This is a genomic window from Klebsiella sp. 141153 (assembly GCF_032601995.1).
Classification (GTDB): Bacteria; Pseudomonadota; Gammaproteobacteria; order Enterobacterales; family Enterobacteriaceae; genus Klebsiella; species Klebsiella aerogenes.
Map to the genome: position 1 here is coordinate 54,364 of NZ_JAQIRJ010000013.1, position 14,783 is coordinate 69,146.

Sequence of the window (14,783 nt, forward strand, 5' to 3'; positions counted from 1 at the left end):
CTCAAACAAAGCGGCAGCTGATGGCGCCCATGTTGCCGTAGTCGACGTGGAAGGTATCGCCCTTGCGCGCCGGGACCGGGCGGGTGAACGAGCCGCCGAGGATAATTTGCCCGGCTTCGAGCTGGACATCGTACGGCGCCAGCTTGTTGGCCAGCCAGGCCACGCCGTTGGCCGGATGATTAAGCACGCCCGCGGCGACGCCGGTCTCTTCAATCACGCCGTTGCGATACAGCAGGGCGGAGATCCAGCGCAGGTCGAGCTCGTCCGGTTTAATCGGCCGGCCGCCGAGGATCACCCCGGCGTTGGCGGCGTTGTCGGAGATGGTGTCGAACACTTTACGCGGACGCTGGGTTTCCGGGTCGATGTTGTGGCAACGCGCGTCGATAAGCTCAAGCGCCGGGATAACGTAGTCGGTAGCGTTGTAGACATCAAACAGCGTGCAGTTCGGGCCGCGTAGCGGTTTGGCCAGCACGAAGGCCAGTTCGACTTCGATACGCGGCACGATAAAGCGGTCGGTGGGAATATCGCTGCCGTCGTGGAAGAACATATCATCGAGCAGCGCGCCGTAGTCCGGCTCGCTGATCTGCGAACTGGCCTGCATCGCTTTAGAGGTCAGGCCGATCTTGTGGCCTTTGAGCACGCGGCCTTCGGCGATCTTCATTTCGACCCATTCGCGCTGGACGGCGTAGGCGTCCTCAATGGTGATCGACGGATAATCCAGCGAGATCGCGCGGATCTGTTCACGCTGTTTTTCGGCCTGGTTCAGCCGCTGGGCAATCAGGGTTCGGGTCTGTTTATCGAGCATAGTGATTCCTGTGGCATTACCGGAAATGTGCACAATCGAGTAGCCCGGGCGAGGCGTTTACGCCGACCCCGGGGTGGCCCGGAGCAAACCCCGGCGTCGCGTTGCTCGGCCGGGCTACCTGCTTGAGCCTCGATGTATTATTTAAATAACGCGTGCACGTTGTTCTGTTTGTAGTTCAGCGTCGGGTCGAGCTCTTCCATGGCGAACGATAACGCCAGATAACGGCTCTCCATCAGCGCGGCAAAGTGGGCCTTGATCAGCGCGAACAGCATTTCGCCCACCTCCTGACGGCTCTCCAGGCTACGTCCGGCGCCGATCTTCAGGGTCATATGCACGAAGGCGTAATCCTGCTTGCCGTCGGCCATCTGCCAGGTATCCAGCCAGTGGGCGCGGCTGCGAATACCGCCAATCGGAAAGATGCCGGTGGCGGCCAGCGCCTCGTTGACTTTGGCGAACAGCCCCGGTAAATCGGCCTGTTCGCGGATATTGTCGCTACACTCGGCGATAAAATGCGGCATGGGGCCTCCTTACGCCTGCGCCGGCAGCGGGAACACGGCGTTAACCTGGCCGGTACCGGAGCTGGCGAATAACTCGGTGATAAACTCCACCTTGCCGTCGTATTTATCCCAACCCAGCAGGCCGAGCAGCATCACCGTGTCGTGCATGTTGCCTTCGCCGTAGCAGTAATCGGCGTACTCCGGCAGCATGGTGCAGAACTCTTTGAATTTGCCTTCGCGCCACAGCTTCACCACGCGCTCATCCATCTGATGGTCAAACTCGCGGGTATAGCTGTTCATGCCCTCTTCGGCGCGCTGGTCGTCGATAAAGCGATGCGACAGCGAACCGCTGGCCAGCACCGCCACGGTGCCGTCATATTTGTCGATGGCCTTGAGGATGGCCTCGCCCAGCTTGCGGCTGTCGGCAAAATCGTGAACGGTACAGAAGGCGGAAATGGACACCACTTTGAAATGCTTATCGCTATTCATGTAGCGCATCGGCACCAGGGTGCCGTATTCCAGCTTCAGGCTCGGAATATTGTGCGCTTTGGCGCGTACGCCAAGCTTGACGGCCTCGTCGGCAATCAGGTGACCCAGTTCCGGGTTGCCGTCGTAGTCGTAGGTCATGTCGCGAATAAAATGCGGCAGTTCGTTACTGGTGTAGACGCCCTGGAAATGGTCGGCACAGTTGATGTGGTAGGCGCTGTTGACCAGCCAGTGGGTGTCGAACACGATAATGGTATCGACGCCCATTTCACGGCAGCGCTTGCCAATTTCTTTATGTCCGTCGATCGCGCCCTGACGGCAGCCGTGGTTTTTCCCCGGCAGCTCAGACAGATACATCGACGGCACGTGAGTGATTTTTGCTGCTAACGCTAACTTACCCATATCAGACTCCCCATTTCGGGATCGGATGGTCGCCCATCGAGATGCAGACGTTTTTCATTTCGGCGAACACTTCAAAGCTGTACTCGCCGCCTTCGCGGCCGGTGCCGGAGGCCTTCACGCCGCCGAACGGCTGACGCAGGTCGCGCACGTTCTGGGTGTTGACGAACACCATTCCGGCTTCAATACCGCGCGCCAGACGCAGCACTTTGCTGACGTCCTGGGTCCAGATGTACGACGCCAGGCCGTATTCCACATCGTTGGCCAGGCGCAGCCCTTCCGCTTCATCTTTGAACGGCAGCAGGCAGGCAACCGGGCCAAAAATCTCTTCCTGGGCGACGCGCATGCGGTTGTCGACATCCGCCAGTACCGTCGGGCGCAGGAAGTTGCCGGCTTTCAGATGCGCCGGCAGATCGGACGGCTTATCCGCGCCGCCGGCCAGCAGGGTGGCCCCCTCTTCGATACCGAGGCGAATGTAGCCGGACACTTTCTCCCAGTGCTGCTTGCTAATCAGCGCGCCGACCTGGGTATTCGGATCGGTCGGATCGCCTACGCGCAGGCGGTTGGCGCGCTCGGCGAAGCGCTTGACGAACTCCGGATAAATACTCTGCTGAATGAAAATGCGTGAACCGGCGGTGCAGCGTTCGCCGTTGATCGAGAAAATGGTGAACAGCGCGGCGTCGAGCGCGCGCTCAATATCGGCGTCTTCAAAAATCAGCACCGGCGATTTTCCGCCGAGCTCCATGGAGTACTTTTTCAGGCCGGCGTTCTTCATAATGTTGCGGCCAGTGGCGGTGCCGCCGGTGAAGGAGACGGCGCGCACATCATGATGGCGTACCAGCGCGTCGCCAGCGGTGGCGCCATAGCCCTGCACCACGTTGAGCACGCCAGCCGGGATCCCGGCTTCCAGCGCCAGTTCGCCCAGACGATCGGCGGTCAGCGGCGACAGCTCGGACATTTTCAGCACCGCGGTATTGCCCAGCGCCAGGCACGGCGCCACCTTCCAGGTGGCGGTCATAAATGGCACGTTCCACGGCGACACCAGCGCGCAGACGCCAACCGGCTGCACGAGGGTGTAGTTAAGCATCTTGTCGTCGACCGGATAGGTCTTGCCGTTCATCTGCTGGCATACTTCGGCGAAAAATTCGAAGTTATGCGACGCCCGCGGGATCAGCACGTTTTTGGTCTGGTGGATAGGCAGGCCGGTATCGGCGGTTTCCATCGCCGCGATCTCCGGGACGTTCTGATCGATCAGATCGCCCAGGCGGCGCATCAGGCGCGCGCGCTCTTTCATCGGCAGGTTAGCCCACTTCGGGAAGGCCTCTTTCGCCGCCGCTACCGCCTGGTTGATTTCGGCTTCGCCGCCGGAGGCGACTTCAGCCAGTACCTCGCCGGTGGCCGGGTTGGTGGTATGAAAATAGTCTGTGCCGGCAACGTTTTTACCGTTGATCCAATGGTTAATCTTTTTCATGACAGTGTCTCCTCATACGCTTGCTGGCTGATGATATGGTTGACCAGGCGGCCCACGCCCTCGACTTCAACGATCACCTCATCGCCCGGCACCACATCGGATAGCCCTTTCGGCGTGCCGGTGGCGATCATGTCGCCCGGTTGCAGGGTCATAAATTCGCTTAAATAAGCGATGAGGAACGGGATGCTGAAGATCAGATCGGCGGTGGTGCCCTGCTGGCGCAGTTCGCCGTTGACCCAGGTACGCAGGGCCAGATTATGCGGATCCGGGATCGCCTCTTTGGCGACGATCCACGGGCCGATCGGCGTCAGGGTGTCGCGGCTTTTCACCCGCAGGTTCGGGCGGTAGTAGTTTTCCAGATAGTCGCGGATCGCGTAGTCGTTGCACACGGTATAGCCAGCGACATAGTCCATGGCCTCGGCTTCGCTGACGCGGCGCGCGGTTTTCCCGATCACCACCACCAGTTCGGCTTCGTAGTGCATGTATTCGACGTTATCCGGGCGTACCGACTGCTGCTGGTGGCCAATAAAAGTGTTCGGCGCTTTGATGAATACCAAAGGCTCGGTTGGCGGTTTAAACTCCAGCTCGCTGGCGTGGTCGGCGTAGTTGAGCCCCAGCGCGAACAGCGTGCTGTCGGCGGGCGGCAGCCAGCGGAATTCGCCTTCTTTCAATACCGTGCCATCGGGCAGGCGCACCTGGTCGCGTTCATCGACCAGCACGTCGCGTACCTGTCCCTGCCATTCAATACGTGCCTGTTTCATGCCAGCTCTCCTTCTGCGACAACCGGGTTTTCGAGCGCCGGGAAACCGTCGGCGAGAATACGTACGCGGTCGCCGGGGCGCAGCGTGACGCGGGAGTGGGGCGTGCCGATAAGGATCGCGTCGCCGGGATTGAGGGTAGCGAACTCGCTTAAGGCGCTCAGCAGCTGCGCGGCGCTACGCTGCAGATCGCCGGTATGCCAGCTATCCGCCTCGCGGCCGTTGATTTCGGTGATGATGGTCAGGTTATCGACGTTGCGCACCGCCGACAGCGCGCCGATGGGGCAGAAGCCATCGCGGCATTTGGCCTTGATCGCCGGGCGATAAAAACTCTCTTCCGGCAGGCTAACGTCGTTAGCCAGCGCGTAGCCGGCGATATAGTTCGCCGCCTCTTCCGCCGCCACTTTACGCGCGGTTTTGCCGACAATCAGCGCCACCGTCGCGCCGCTTTGTACGGTCTCGCCCTGCGGATGGGGAATGGCTTCGCCATCGCCAATCACGGTATTACGGGGTTTGATGAACCAGACCGCAGTTTTCGGCGGCGTCTTGTAGGGGGCCTGTTGAAACGCTTCGCGCCAGGCGTCGAGCTGGCTGCGATGATTGAGCGCAACGGCGAAGATGGTACCTTTCATTCACCACTCCTCTGGTACTGATTTCGGATTCGAAGGGATTTCATTAATATGTTAATGATCATCTTTTATTCTTTGCGCGAAGGTTTGGCAAATAGAAGTGAATGTTTTGTGATCGGATTAACACAATATTTACATGTTTTTTATTTATATCTTATATATCAATTAGATATATTTATTTTTGATAGCGACTGGTACTTTTCAGGTGCAGAAACCGGTTGTACATGGCAGGATTAGGGCTAATTATTAAAGTGTTAATAAGTTTTGGTTAGCGTTGTTGAGGGGATACCATGCATGATTCATTAACCATTGCGCTGCTGCAGGCGCGAGAAGCGGCGATGGGCCATTTCCGGCCGATCGTTAAACGCCACAACCTGACCGAACAGCAGTGGCGTATTGTGCGTATCCTTGCGGAAAACCCATCGATGGATTTTCACGACCTGGCCTGGCGCGCCTGCATTTTGCGCCCCAGCCTGACCGGGATTTTGACGCGCATGGAACGCGACGGTTTAGTGCTGCGCTTAAAACCGGTCAACGATCAGCGCAAGCTCTACCTGTCGTTAACGCCCGCCGGGCTGGCGCTGTATGAGAGCGCCCAGGCGCAGGTGGAAGAGGCCTACCGGCAGATAGAAGCGCAGTTTACGGCGGAAAAGATGCGCCAGCTGACCACGCTGTTGGAGGAGTTTATTGCGCTTGGCGTCCCTGCCGCGCGCGGTGATGAAGAAGAGTAGCGGTTAAGGCTCGGCGCTCGGCCGGGCGAGGGCAATAAGCGTTTCCGCGCGGGCGGGGGCCAGCGGTTCTCTTGGCTGCGGTAGCGGCCAGCCGTACAACCAGCGGGCGCTGGCGGCGCAGGTGCGCCCCTGACAGGCGCCCATTCCGCAGCGCTGGGTGAGTTTGGCCTGCGGCCAGCCCCCGGCGGCGTCAACATCGCCGCAGCGCACATCTTCGCAGCGGCATAGCAGGCTCTCCGGCGTTGCGGCGTTTTTCAAGGACTCCCTCAGCCGGAAGGTACGGTTGATTGCTGCGGCGAAACGCTGCCAGCGGGCGCGGCGGGCAAATAACGCCTGCGCTTGACGGCTGGCCCCGGCGGCGGCAAAACCGGCGATTTCGCCCTCCAACAGCGCCAGCTCGCTACCGCCGAAACCGGTGCACTCGCCGGCGGCGTAGATATCCTCGATGCTGGTCTGCTGCCAGCGGTTAACCTGTATCGCCTCCTGCGCCGTGGCGCAGCCGAACAGCAGCGCCGTCTCGATATTGGGTATCAGCCCGTAGCCGATAGCCAGCCGATCGCAGGCGATAGTCCGCTCGATGCCGCGCTGGCGAAGCGTAACGGCTTCCAGCCGCGTTGTACCGTGAGCGCGGATCGCCTGCGCGCCGCTAAGATAGCCTTTCGGGGCCAGCGTCGCTAACTGGCGCAGCTTCTGCGGCCAGCGCCACAGACCGCTGGCGAAGCGCAGCAGCGTCGGGAGCGGCGCTTGCTCAATGATATTCGTCACTTCGCCTCCGGCCTTGTTCACCGTATCCGCCACCGCCAGCAGTAGCGGACCGCTGCCGGCAATCACCACCTTTTCACCTTTCAGCGACAGCCCATGTTTGATTTGCGCCTGTAGGCCGCCCGCGCCGGTCACGCCGGGTAAGGTCCAGCCGGGAAAGGGCAGCGACAGCTCGCGCGCGCCGCAGCAGAGGATCAGTTTCTGCCAGTAAACCACGCCGCCGCCGTCGGCGGTTTCAAACAGCACGCTGTGCGCGGAGGGGCGGGCAATCAGCCGCGCGCCGTTCACTACCCGGATGGCGGCAGACGCGGCGATGGCGTCGCGGTAGCGCCGGGCCAGGGCGGGTAGCGTCGCCTGCGGACCCGCGCGCCAGATTTGTCCGCCAGGGGCGGGGTTATCGTCGAGGATGATGACCTGTTTATCGCAGGCGGCGGCGGAGAGCGCGGCCGCCATGCCGGCGGGGCCGGCGCCGAGGATTAAAATGTCACAGCGCAGCGTGTTCATCGCGGCTCCTTTCTATTTGCATACCGGCCCGGCACAGGGTCTGGCAGGCCAGCACCCGTAGGCCATCGACGGCGATCCGGCACTCCTGGCAGACGCCCATGCCGCAAAACGGCGCGCGGAGCTCGCCGTTAACCGCCTGGCGGGTGGTGGGGTCGCCGGTCAACGCCAGCGCCGCCGCCACGCTGATCCCTTCCGGCACCGTCAGAGGCTGGCCATCGACGGTGATGTTGAGAGTGGCCTTCATGCAATCGCCTCCTGTTGACACAAACGAGCCGGGAGCCAGGCGTCGGGCGCCAATGGGCAGCGTTCATCGAGGATCTGCGCCGCCAGCAGTTCGGCCGTGGCCGGAGCGGTGGTGACGCCCAGCCCTTCATGGCCCAGCGCTAACCATACGCCACGGCGAGCGGGGTGCGGGCCGATCAGCGGGTTGCCATCCTGCGAGGCGGCGCGCAGACCGCTCCAGCAGCGGATAATATTCAACGTCGCCAGCGCCGGCACGAAGTGGCGGGCGCGATCGAGCATCTGCGCCAACAGGGGCAGATCCAACTCGCGCTCGCGGTTATCAAACTGACGCGAAGAGCCAATCAGCAGCTGGCCGGTGGGCCGCGGCTGAAGGTTAAACGCCACCGAGGTGCCGCCGCCGTGGGCGCTGGCGCCGTAGCCCAGCTCAACCAACTGATGATGCACCCGCGGCCGGTAGCGATCGGTAATCGCCAGTTGGCCTTTTTTCGGTCGCAGCCAGTTTTCCGCTAACAGCACATTGGCTTCAAGGCCGCAGGCCACCACGATCGCTCGCGCCTGTAGCCGTTGGCCGCTGGCGAGCAGCACCTGCGGCTCTTCAATCGTCTGTACGCTGTCGCGCAGGCAGGTAAGATGGTCTCCGGCATCGGTAATCAACCAGCGGGCGACGTTCGGCGCGTAGACGATGCCATCGCCCGGCACCCATAGCCCGCCGGCCAGCCCGCCGCGCAGCAGCGGCTCGCGCCCGGCGATCTGCTGCGGAGTCTGGAGTTCGCTGTGCACCTGATGGCCGGCCATCCGCCGCTGTTTTTCGTCGGCGACGGTCATCTCTTCTTCGCTTTCCGCCAGCCACAGCGTGCCGCAGCCGCGCCAGGCGCAATTGTCGGGCATCCGTGGCGTGATAGCGCGCCAGCGTTCCAGCGACCACGCCGACAAGGCAAGCTCGGCGGGGTCATCATCCATGCACACCAGATGGCCCATACCGGCCGCCGTGGCGCCGGGCTGACCGTTATCGATAAGCGTCACGCTCTGCCCCCGCTTCGCCAGCTGCCACGCGCAGGCGGCGCCGATGATCCCGGCGCCGATCACGATGACATCGCTCTGCTTCACGGCGCGATCCCCCAGCAGAAGGGATCGTCAGGGTTGAGGATCAATTGGTTATCGCCGCAGACCCAGGCTTCGCCGCGGATCGTTGGGATGATGCCTTCAGCGGTGCGCTGGTAGCTGGCGGTAAACTGGCTGCCGATGATGCTGGCCTGACGCCATATTTCCCCCTGCTGCAGCTTGCCATCCTGCGCCAGACAGGCCAGCTTGGCGCTGGTGCCGGTACCGCACGGCGAGCGATCCCAGGCCTTTCCCGGACAGAGTACGAAGCTGCGGCTGTCGGCGGTATCGTCATCGGCGAAGAGTTCGATATGGTCGATAACGCCGCCGTCGTCGCCGTGGATCCCCGCGGCTTCCAGCCCCTCGCGCACTGCCCAGGCGTAGTCGGTGAGCTGTGGAATTTGTTCGGGGGTAATGGCGAACGGGTGGTCGTTAATCAGGAAAAACCAGTTGCCGCCCCAGGCAATATCGCCGATGACGGGACCCAGCGCGGTTTCAACGCGGATCTGTTTTTTCCAGCGACGGGCCGGGACGTTTTGCACCGATACGCTGCCATCGTCGTGCAACGTGGCGCTTACGTCGCCGACCGGCGTTTCAATCAGATGTACGCCGGGCTTGATACGCCCAAGCCAGGCCAGCGAGGCGATAAGCCCGATAGTGCCGTGGCCGCACATATTCAGAAAACCGGCGTTGTTGAAGAAAATCACCCCAGCGGTAGCCGCCGCCGAGACCGGTTTGCACAGCAGCGCGCCGACCAGTACGTCATTGCCGCGCGGTTCGAGAATGGCCGCCTGACGCCAATGGTCGAAGTCGCGGGCGAAGCGGTCGCGGCGCTCCGCCATGCTGCCGTCGCCGAGGTCGGGGAAGCCGTCAACGATCAGGCGGGTCGGTTCGCCGCCGGTATGTGAATCGATAGCTCTCAGCGTAATAGGGGGGCGTGGCGCGGTCATCAGACTCTCCGGAAGTTAACAACATGTTTCATCATGCTGGCGCAACCTTTCCCGGCCTGCTTGAGCGCTTTCGTCAGAGAAAATGACGAAATCTGCATAGTACTGAGCGCGGTATATTTCTATTTCACATAGTTATTTCTTATTAATCATTTGCTTAATGCTGTGGTAAACCGAAAGTGACCATTGCGCCAGTGGCTAAATCAGGGGAAGGCGTAAAGCGGATCCAGGATCGCAAATCCAGCGCTTGCTGCTTGTGGTGTTAACGGAAAGTGAATAAATATCCCTCGGTCACTTACCATGAGGAGGCCTTATGATCGGTGTTTCTGATGCGGCGCCGCCGCGCGCGGTTAACCAACCTGAGCTGGCCGTCGATGAGCTGAGCCAGATCTGCGAAGGGCTGGCGCGCCAGCGGCCGGAAAATATGCCGGCGCTGCTGAATGCGCTGGCGCTGATTGCGCCCCTGCTCAATGCCATTCCTAATGTGGTCTTTTTTATCAAAGATCGCCAGGCGCGTTATTTGTTGGCGAACCTGACGCTGGCCCGCCGCTGTGGTTTCAAAAGCGTCTCCTCGCTGCTGGGCAAAACCTCCGCCGATGTCTTTCCTTCCGCGCTGGGTCAGGGTTATACCGAACAGGATCTTCGGGTACTACGGGAAGGCGTGACCCTGCGCGATCAGCTGGAAATGCATCTCTACAATGGCCGCGAGCGCGGCTGGTGCCTGACGCAGAAATTGGCGCTACGCGATATCAGCGGCCAGGTGATCGGCATGGCCGGGATCTCGCACGATCTGCAGGAGGCCCACGCCCGCCATCCGGCATGGCAGCGGCTGGCGATCGTCGACGATCATATCCGCCGCCACTATCACCGGCCGATCGCCATGGAAGAGTTAACCGCCTTAAGCGGGATGTCGATTGCGCAGATCGAACGCTACTGCAAGCGGATCTTTCATCTCACCCCGCGGCAGATGATCCACAAAGTGCGGCTGGAAAAAGCCACCGAACTGCTGGCTGGCGATACGCCGATTACCGATATCGCCCTGCAGTGCGGCTATACCGATCACAGCGCTTTTAGCCGCCAGTTCAAGGCGATGACCGGCTCGACGCCGCGCGATTTTCGCCTCACGCTGCTCGGATAAACGCTGGCTCACACTTTTGCCGACTGTGCTAATTTCGTCATCGTATTGAGGGAAAACCGACAAGCCGCCGGTTCCGCGACACGTCAATCTGTCAGTGAATATTCACCATTAATTCACTTTGATTTAACAAAATGACGACAAGGAACCGAGCATGAGCAAAAAAGCGATTCACTGGAGCGGCGTATTCCCGGCGGTCAGCACGCAGTTTCGTAGCGACTACTCCCTCGATTTAGACGCCACTCACGCGGTGATGAAAAACCTGGTGAAAGATGGCGTTTCCGGGCTGGTGGTGTGCGGCAGCGTAGGTGAAAACACCTCGCTGAGCACCGATGAAAAACTGCAGATTATCGAGGTGGCGAAGGATGCCGCCGGCGGCAAAATTCCGGTCATCGCCGGGGTGGCCGAGTTCACCACCGCCTTTGCCCAGAAAATGGCGAAAGAGGCGGAGCGCGTCGGCGTCGACGGGATCATGGTGATGCCGGCGCTGGTCTACTCCTCAAAACCGCATGAAACCGCGGCCCACTTCCGCAGCGTGGCGAGCGCTACCGACCTGCCGATTATGGTCTACAACAACCCGCCGATTTACAAAAACGACGTGACGCCGGACATTCTCGCCACCCTGACCGACTGCGACAACATCGTCTGCTTTAAAGACTCCTCCGGCGATACCCGCCGCTTTATCGACCTGCGTAACACCGTTGGCGACCGCTTCGTGCTGTTTGCCGGGCTGGATGACGTGGTGGTGGAAAGCATCGCCGTCGGCGCGGAAGGCTGGATCTCCGGGATGTCCAACGCCTTCCCGCGCGAAGGGGAAACGTTATTCCGTCTCGCCCGTCAGCAGCGTTACGAAGAGGCGATGGCGCTGTACCGCTGGTTCATGCCGCTGCTGCATCTCGATGCGCGTCCGGATCTGGTGCAGTGCATCAAGCTGTGTGAAGAGTTGCTGGGTCGCGGCAGCGCGATCACTCGTCCGCCGCGTCTGGCGCTGGAAGGCGAAACGCGCCAACAGGTAGTGGCGATCGTTGAACAGGCGCTGGCGACTCGTCCGACGCTGCCGGATGTCGGCCTCTGAGCACAGGAGTCAATATGAATGCATCTCAGACCACGGCGGGACGGCAGTTTATTGCCGGACGCCGCATTGCCAGCGGTGAAGCGACGCTATTGAGCCTGCGGGCGGTGGACGGCGAAGCCACCGGCCACCGCTTTTATCCGGCTTCACGCGAGGAAGCCGCTCAGGCCGCAGAAGCCGCGCAGCAGGCCTTTGCCGTCTATTCACAAACCACGCCGCAGCAGCGGGCGCGCTTTCTCAACGCCATTGCTGATGAACTGGATGCGCTGGGCGAGGCGTTTTTTGCTATCGCCGGGCAGGAGACCGCGCTGCCGCTGGCGCGGCTGCAGGGTGAACGGGCGCGCACCAGCGGCCAGCTGAGAATGTTTGCTGGCGTGATTCAGCGCGGCGATATCTTCGCCGCCCGTATTGATACCGCCTTAGCCGACCGTCAGCCGCTGCCGCGCCCGGACCTGCGCCAGTATCAGCTGGCGTTAGGGCCGGTGGCGGTGTTTGGCGCCAGCAACTTTCCGTTGGCCTTTTCCACCGCCGGCGGCGATACCGCCTCGGCGCTGGCGGCTGGCTGCCCGGTGGTGGTGAAGGCCCATCCGGGCCATATGGCCACCGCCGAGCTGACCGCTGAAGCGATCGTCCGGGCGGTGGTGCGGTGCGGTTTACCCGGCGGCGTATTCAATATGATTTTCGGGACCGATATTGGCGCCGAATTGGTCTGCCATCCGGCGATTCAGGCCGTTGGCTTTACCGGTTCGCTGGCCGGTGGTAAGGCGCTGTATCAGCTGGCGCAGCAGCGCCCGCAGCCAATCCCGCTGTTTGCTGAAATGTCGGCGATTAACCCATTGATTATTCTGCCGCAGGCGCTGCAGACGCGGGCCGAGGCGCTGGCAAACGAGCTGGTGGCGTCATTCACCCTCGGCGGCGGCCAGTTCTGTACCCGTCCGGGGCTGATTCTGGCGCTGCGCGGCGCCGGGCTGGAACGCTTTAAGTCGGCGCTGTGCGCGGCGGTAGCGGGCTCTCCGCCGCAGGTGTTGCTCAATGCGCCGACCCTTCAGCACTACCATCAGGGCGTGGCGGCGCTTGCGGCGCACCCGCGTATCGAGAAGCTGGCGAACGGCATCGCCGCCGGCGCCGGGCAGGCGCAGACCCTGCTGTGGCAGGCTCAGGCCGAGGATCTACTGGCGCAGGATACGCTGCTGCAGACTGAGGTTTTCGGCCCGTTATCGCTACTGGTGGAAGTGGACGACGTGGCCCAGCTGCAGGCGGTGGTGAAAGCGCTGCAGGGGCAGCTCACCGCGACGCTGCATGCCGAGGCGGATGATGGCCCGCTGGCGGCGAGCCTGCTACCGCTGCTTTGCGAAAAGGCCGGACGGGTACTGTTTAACGGTTATCCCACCGGCGTGGAAGTGTGCGATGCGATGGTCCACGGCGGCCCGTGGCCGGCGACCACCGACGCGCGCGGGACTTCGGTTGGCAGCCGGGCGATTGAACGCTTTCTGCGCCCGGTCTGTCTGCAGAACGCGCCCGCCGCCCTGTTACCGCCGGCGCTGCAGGATGCGAACCCTTTGAACCTGCTGCGCCTGGTCAACGGCCAGTGGACCCGGGAAGCGATTTCCTCCTCTCATTGACGCAAGGGCATCACCATGACCATTCACTCTACGCATAATAGTCAAACCCGCGTTGCAGAGTCGGGTAAGTTTAAAAAACAGCTGACCCTAACGGATCTCACGTTTATCGGCCTGGGCGCGATTTTCGGCTCCGGATGGTTATTCGCCGCCAGCCACGTGGCCTCCATCGCCGGTCCGGCCGGGATCGCGTCGTGGGTGATCGGCGGTTTTGCAGTATTGCTGTTGGGGATTGTCTACTGCGAACTGGGGGCGGCGCTGCCGCGCGCCGGCGGCATTATTCGCTACCCGGTCTTTTCCCACGGTGAGCTGATGGGCTATCTGCTGGGGTTCATCACCTTGATCGCTTTCTCCAGCCTGATCTCAATTGAAATCGTCGCCGCCCGGCAATATGCCGCGGCCTGGTTTCCGGCGTTGACCCAGCCGGGTTCCAGTTCGCCGACGCTGCTGGGGTGGGTGGTGCAGTTCCTGCTGCTCTGTTTCTTCTTTGCGCTGAACTACTACAGCGTCAAGACCTTCGCCCGATCGAACAACTTCATCAGCGTGCTCAAGTTTCTGGTGCCGCTGCTGGTGGTGGTGACGCTATTCGCCTTCTTTAAACCGGAGAACCTGCACGCTCAGGGTATTGCGCCATTCGGCATGTCCGGGGTGGAAGCGGCGATCAGTGCGGGGGGAATTATCTTCGCTTATCTGGGATTGACGCCGATTATCTCGGTAGCCAGCGAAGTGCAAAAGCCGCAGCGCACTATCCCTATCGCGTTGATTTTATCAGTGGTGCTGTCGACGATTATCTACGTGCTGCTGCAGCTGGCGTTCCTTGGCAGTATCCCCACCGAGATGCTAAGCGGCGGTTGGGCCGAGGTGAGCAAACAGTTCTCGCTGCCGTATCGCGATATCGCTATTACCCTCGGCATGGGCTGGCTGGCCTTTATGGTGATAAGCGATGCGATCATCTCCCCGAGCGGCACCGGCAATATCTATATGAACGCGACGCCGCGGGTGATCTACGGCTGGGCGAAGGCGGGTACCTTCTTTAAAGCCTTTACCCATATTGATAAAGAGTCCGGGATTCCGCGCCCGGCGCTATGGCTGACTTTTGGACTGTCGATTTTCTGGACGCTGCCGTTCCCCTCCTGGGAACAGCTGATTAGCGTGGTGTCGGCTGCCCTGGTGCTGAGCTACGCCATCGCCCCGGTAACCGCCGCCGGGCTGCGCCGCAACGCGCCGGATCTGCCGCGGCCGTTCCGCGTGCGCGCCTTCGGCATTATCGGCCCGGTATCGTTTATGATCTCGGCGCTGATTGTCTACTGGTCCGGCTGGAATACGCTCTCGTGGCTGTTGGGGCTGCAAATCGTGATGTTTGTCGTCTATGTGATGTGCAAAGGTAAGGTGCCGGAACATACCGTGAGCCTGGCGCAGCAGGTGAAATCGTCGCTGTGGCTGATCGTTTTTTATGCGTTGATTATCCTCTTTTCCTGGCTGGGCAGCTTCGGTGGGCTTAATGTCATAGGTCACCCCTGGGATACGGTGCTGGTGGCGGCGATGTCGTTGGGGATTTACTACTGGGGCGCGCGCAGCTGCCTGCCGCAGGCTAACTTTAGCGGAGACGAAGAAGAGTAAAGGA

15 protein-coding genes are annotated in these 14,783 nt (G+C 61.3%); 5 read left to right on the forward strand and 10 right to left on the reverse strand.

Features of this window, described 5'->3' with window-relative positions; genetic code table 11:
• Window position 1: 1 nt before the first annotated feature.
• The 6 genes from hpaH to PGS10_RS21475 all read right to left on the reverse strand — a co-directional run bounded on the left by hpaH (window position 2) and on the right by PGS10_RS21475 (window position 5,048).
• On the reverse strand, window positions 2–805 hold the full coding sequence (gene hpaH / locus PGS10_RS21450; RefSeq protein ID WP_002887487.1) for a 2-oxo-hept-4-ene-1,7-dioate hydratase: 804 nt from the start codon (window positions 803–805) through the stop codon (window positions 2–4).
• Window positions 806–942: 137 nt separating this feature from the next.
• On the reverse strand, window positions 943–1,323 hold the full coding sequence (locus PGS10_RS21455) for a 5-carboxymethyl-2-hydroxymuconate Delta-isomerase (protein ID WP_213797743.1): 381 nt from the start codon (window positions 1,321–1,323) through the stop codon (window positions 943–945).
• Between the two features lie 9 nt (window positions 1,324–1,332).
• Window positions 1,333–2,190, reverse strand: a complete 858-nt coding sequence (gene hpaD, locus PGS10_RS21460; protein WP_009485358.1) for a 3,4-dihydroxyphenylacetate 2,3-dioxygenase — start codon at window positions 2,188–2,190, stop codon at window positions 1,333–1,335.
• A 1-nt stretch (window position 2,191) separates the two neighbouring features.
• Window positions 2,192–3,658, reverse strand: a complete 1,467-nt coding sequence (gene hpaE, locus PGS10_RS21465; protein WP_063415892.1) for a 5-carboxymethyl-2-hydroxymuconate semialdehyde dehydrogenase — start codon at window positions 3,656–3,658, stop codon at window positions 2,192–2,194.
• Window positions 3,655–4,419 (reverse strand): fumarylacetoacetate hydrolase family protein, encoded by a 765-nt coding sequence (locus tag PGS10_RS21470; RefSeq protein ID WP_316423460.1) that lies wholly within the window; start codon window positions 4,417–4,419, stop codon window positions 3,655–3,657. The genes hpaE and PGS10_RS21470 overlap by 4 nt, the downstream gene beginning before the upstream one ends.
• Window positions 4,416–5,048 (reverse strand): fumarylacetoacetate hydrolase family protein, encoded by a 633-nt coding sequence (locus PGS10_RS21475; RefSeq protein WP_004894500.1) that lies wholly within the window; start codon window positions 5,046–5,048, stop codon window positions 4,416–4,418. The genes PGS10_RS21470 and PGS10_RS21475 overlap by 4 nt, the downstream gene beginning before the upstream one ends.
• A 287-nt stretch (window positions 5,049–5,335) precedes the next feature.
• Between PGS10_RS21475 and hpaR the strand changes: the two genes are divergently transcribed.
• The gene (gene hpaR, locus PGS10_RS21480) at window positions 5,336–5,776 is read left to right on the forward strand and encodes a homoprotocatechuate degradation operon regulator HpaR (RefSeq protein ID WP_045395485.1); all 441 of its coding nucleotides are present in this window, start codon (window positions 5,336–5,338) and stop codon (window positions 5,774–5,776) included.
• A 3-nt stretch (window positions 5,777–5,779) separates the two neighbouring features.
• On the opposite strand, the gene PGS10_RS21485 is transcribed toward hpaR, so the two are convergent.
• Genes PGS10_RS21485 through PGS10_RS21500 form a run of 4 tightly spaced genes read right to left on the reverse strand, consistent with a single transcriptional unit; the run spans window position 5,780 to window position 9,336 of the window.
• Window positions 5,780–7,042, reverse strand: coding sequence for an FAD/NAD(P)-binding oxidoreductase (locus tag PGS10_RS21485; protein WP_316423461.1), 1,263 nt, complete (start codon window positions 7,040–7,042; stop codon window positions 5,780–5,782).
• Window positions 7,023–7,286: a (2Fe-2S)-binding protein gene (locus tag PGS10_RS21490; RefSeq protein ID WP_045395487.1), complete on the reverse strand. Its 264-nt coding sequence runs from the start codon at window positions 7,284–7,286 to the stop codon at window positions 7,023–7,025. The genes PGS10_RS21485 and PGS10_RS21490 overlap by 20 nt, the downstream gene beginning before the upstream one ends.
• Window positions 7,283–8,392 carry an NAD(P)/FAD-dependent oxidoreductase gene (locus PGS10_RS21495; protein WP_289578323.1) on the reverse strand — a complete coding sequence of 370 codons (1,110 nt, stop codon included), beginning with the start codon at window positions 8,390–8,392 and terminating at the stop codon, window positions 7,283–7,285. The genes PGS10_RS21490 and PGS10_RS21495 overlap by 4 nt, the downstream gene beginning before the upstream one ends.
• Window positions 8,389–9,336, reverse strand: coding sequence for a 4-hydroxyproline epimerase (locus PGS10_RS21500; RefSeq protein ID WP_316423462.1), 948 nt, complete (start codon window positions 9,334–9,336; stop codon window positions 8,389–8,391). The genes PGS10_RS21495 and PGS10_RS21500 overlap by 4 nt, the downstream gene beginning before the upstream one ends.
• A 310-nt stretch (window positions 9,337–9,646) precedes the next feature.
• On the opposite strand from PGS10_RS21500, the gene PGS10_RS21505 reads away from it, so the two are divergent.
• From PGS10_RS21505 to PGS10_RS21520, 4 genes are all read left to right on the forward strand, one after another.
• On the forward strand, window positions 9,647–10,471 hold the full coding sequence (locus PGS10_RS21505; protein WP_023288209.1) for an AraC family transcriptional regulator: 825 nt from the start codon (window positions 9,647–9,649) through the stop codon (window positions 10,469–10,471).
• Between the two features lie 151 nt (window positions 10,472–10,622).
• Window positions 10,623–11,543, forward strand: a complete 921-nt coding sequence (locus PGS10_RS21510; RefSeq protein WP_008807565.1) for a dihydrodipicolinate synthase family protein — start codon at window positions 10,623–10,625, stop codon at window positions 11,541–11,543.
• Between the two features lie 14 nt (window positions 11,544–11,557).
• The gene (locus PGS10_RS21515; protein WP_213797746.1) at window positions 11,558–13,162 is read left to right on the forward strand and encodes an aldehyde dehydrogenase (NADP(+)); all 1,605 of its coding nucleotides are present in this window, start codon (window positions 11,558–11,560) and stop codon (window positions 13,160–13,162) included.
• 15 nt (window positions 13,163–13,177) lie between these two features.
• Complete coding sequence (locus PGS10_RS21520) at window positions 13,178–14,779, forward strand: APC family permease (RefSeq protein WP_045395494.1); 1,602 nt, start codon at window positions 13,178–13,180, stop codon at window positions 14,777–14,779.
• Window positions 14,780–14,783: the final 4 nt, after the last annotated feature.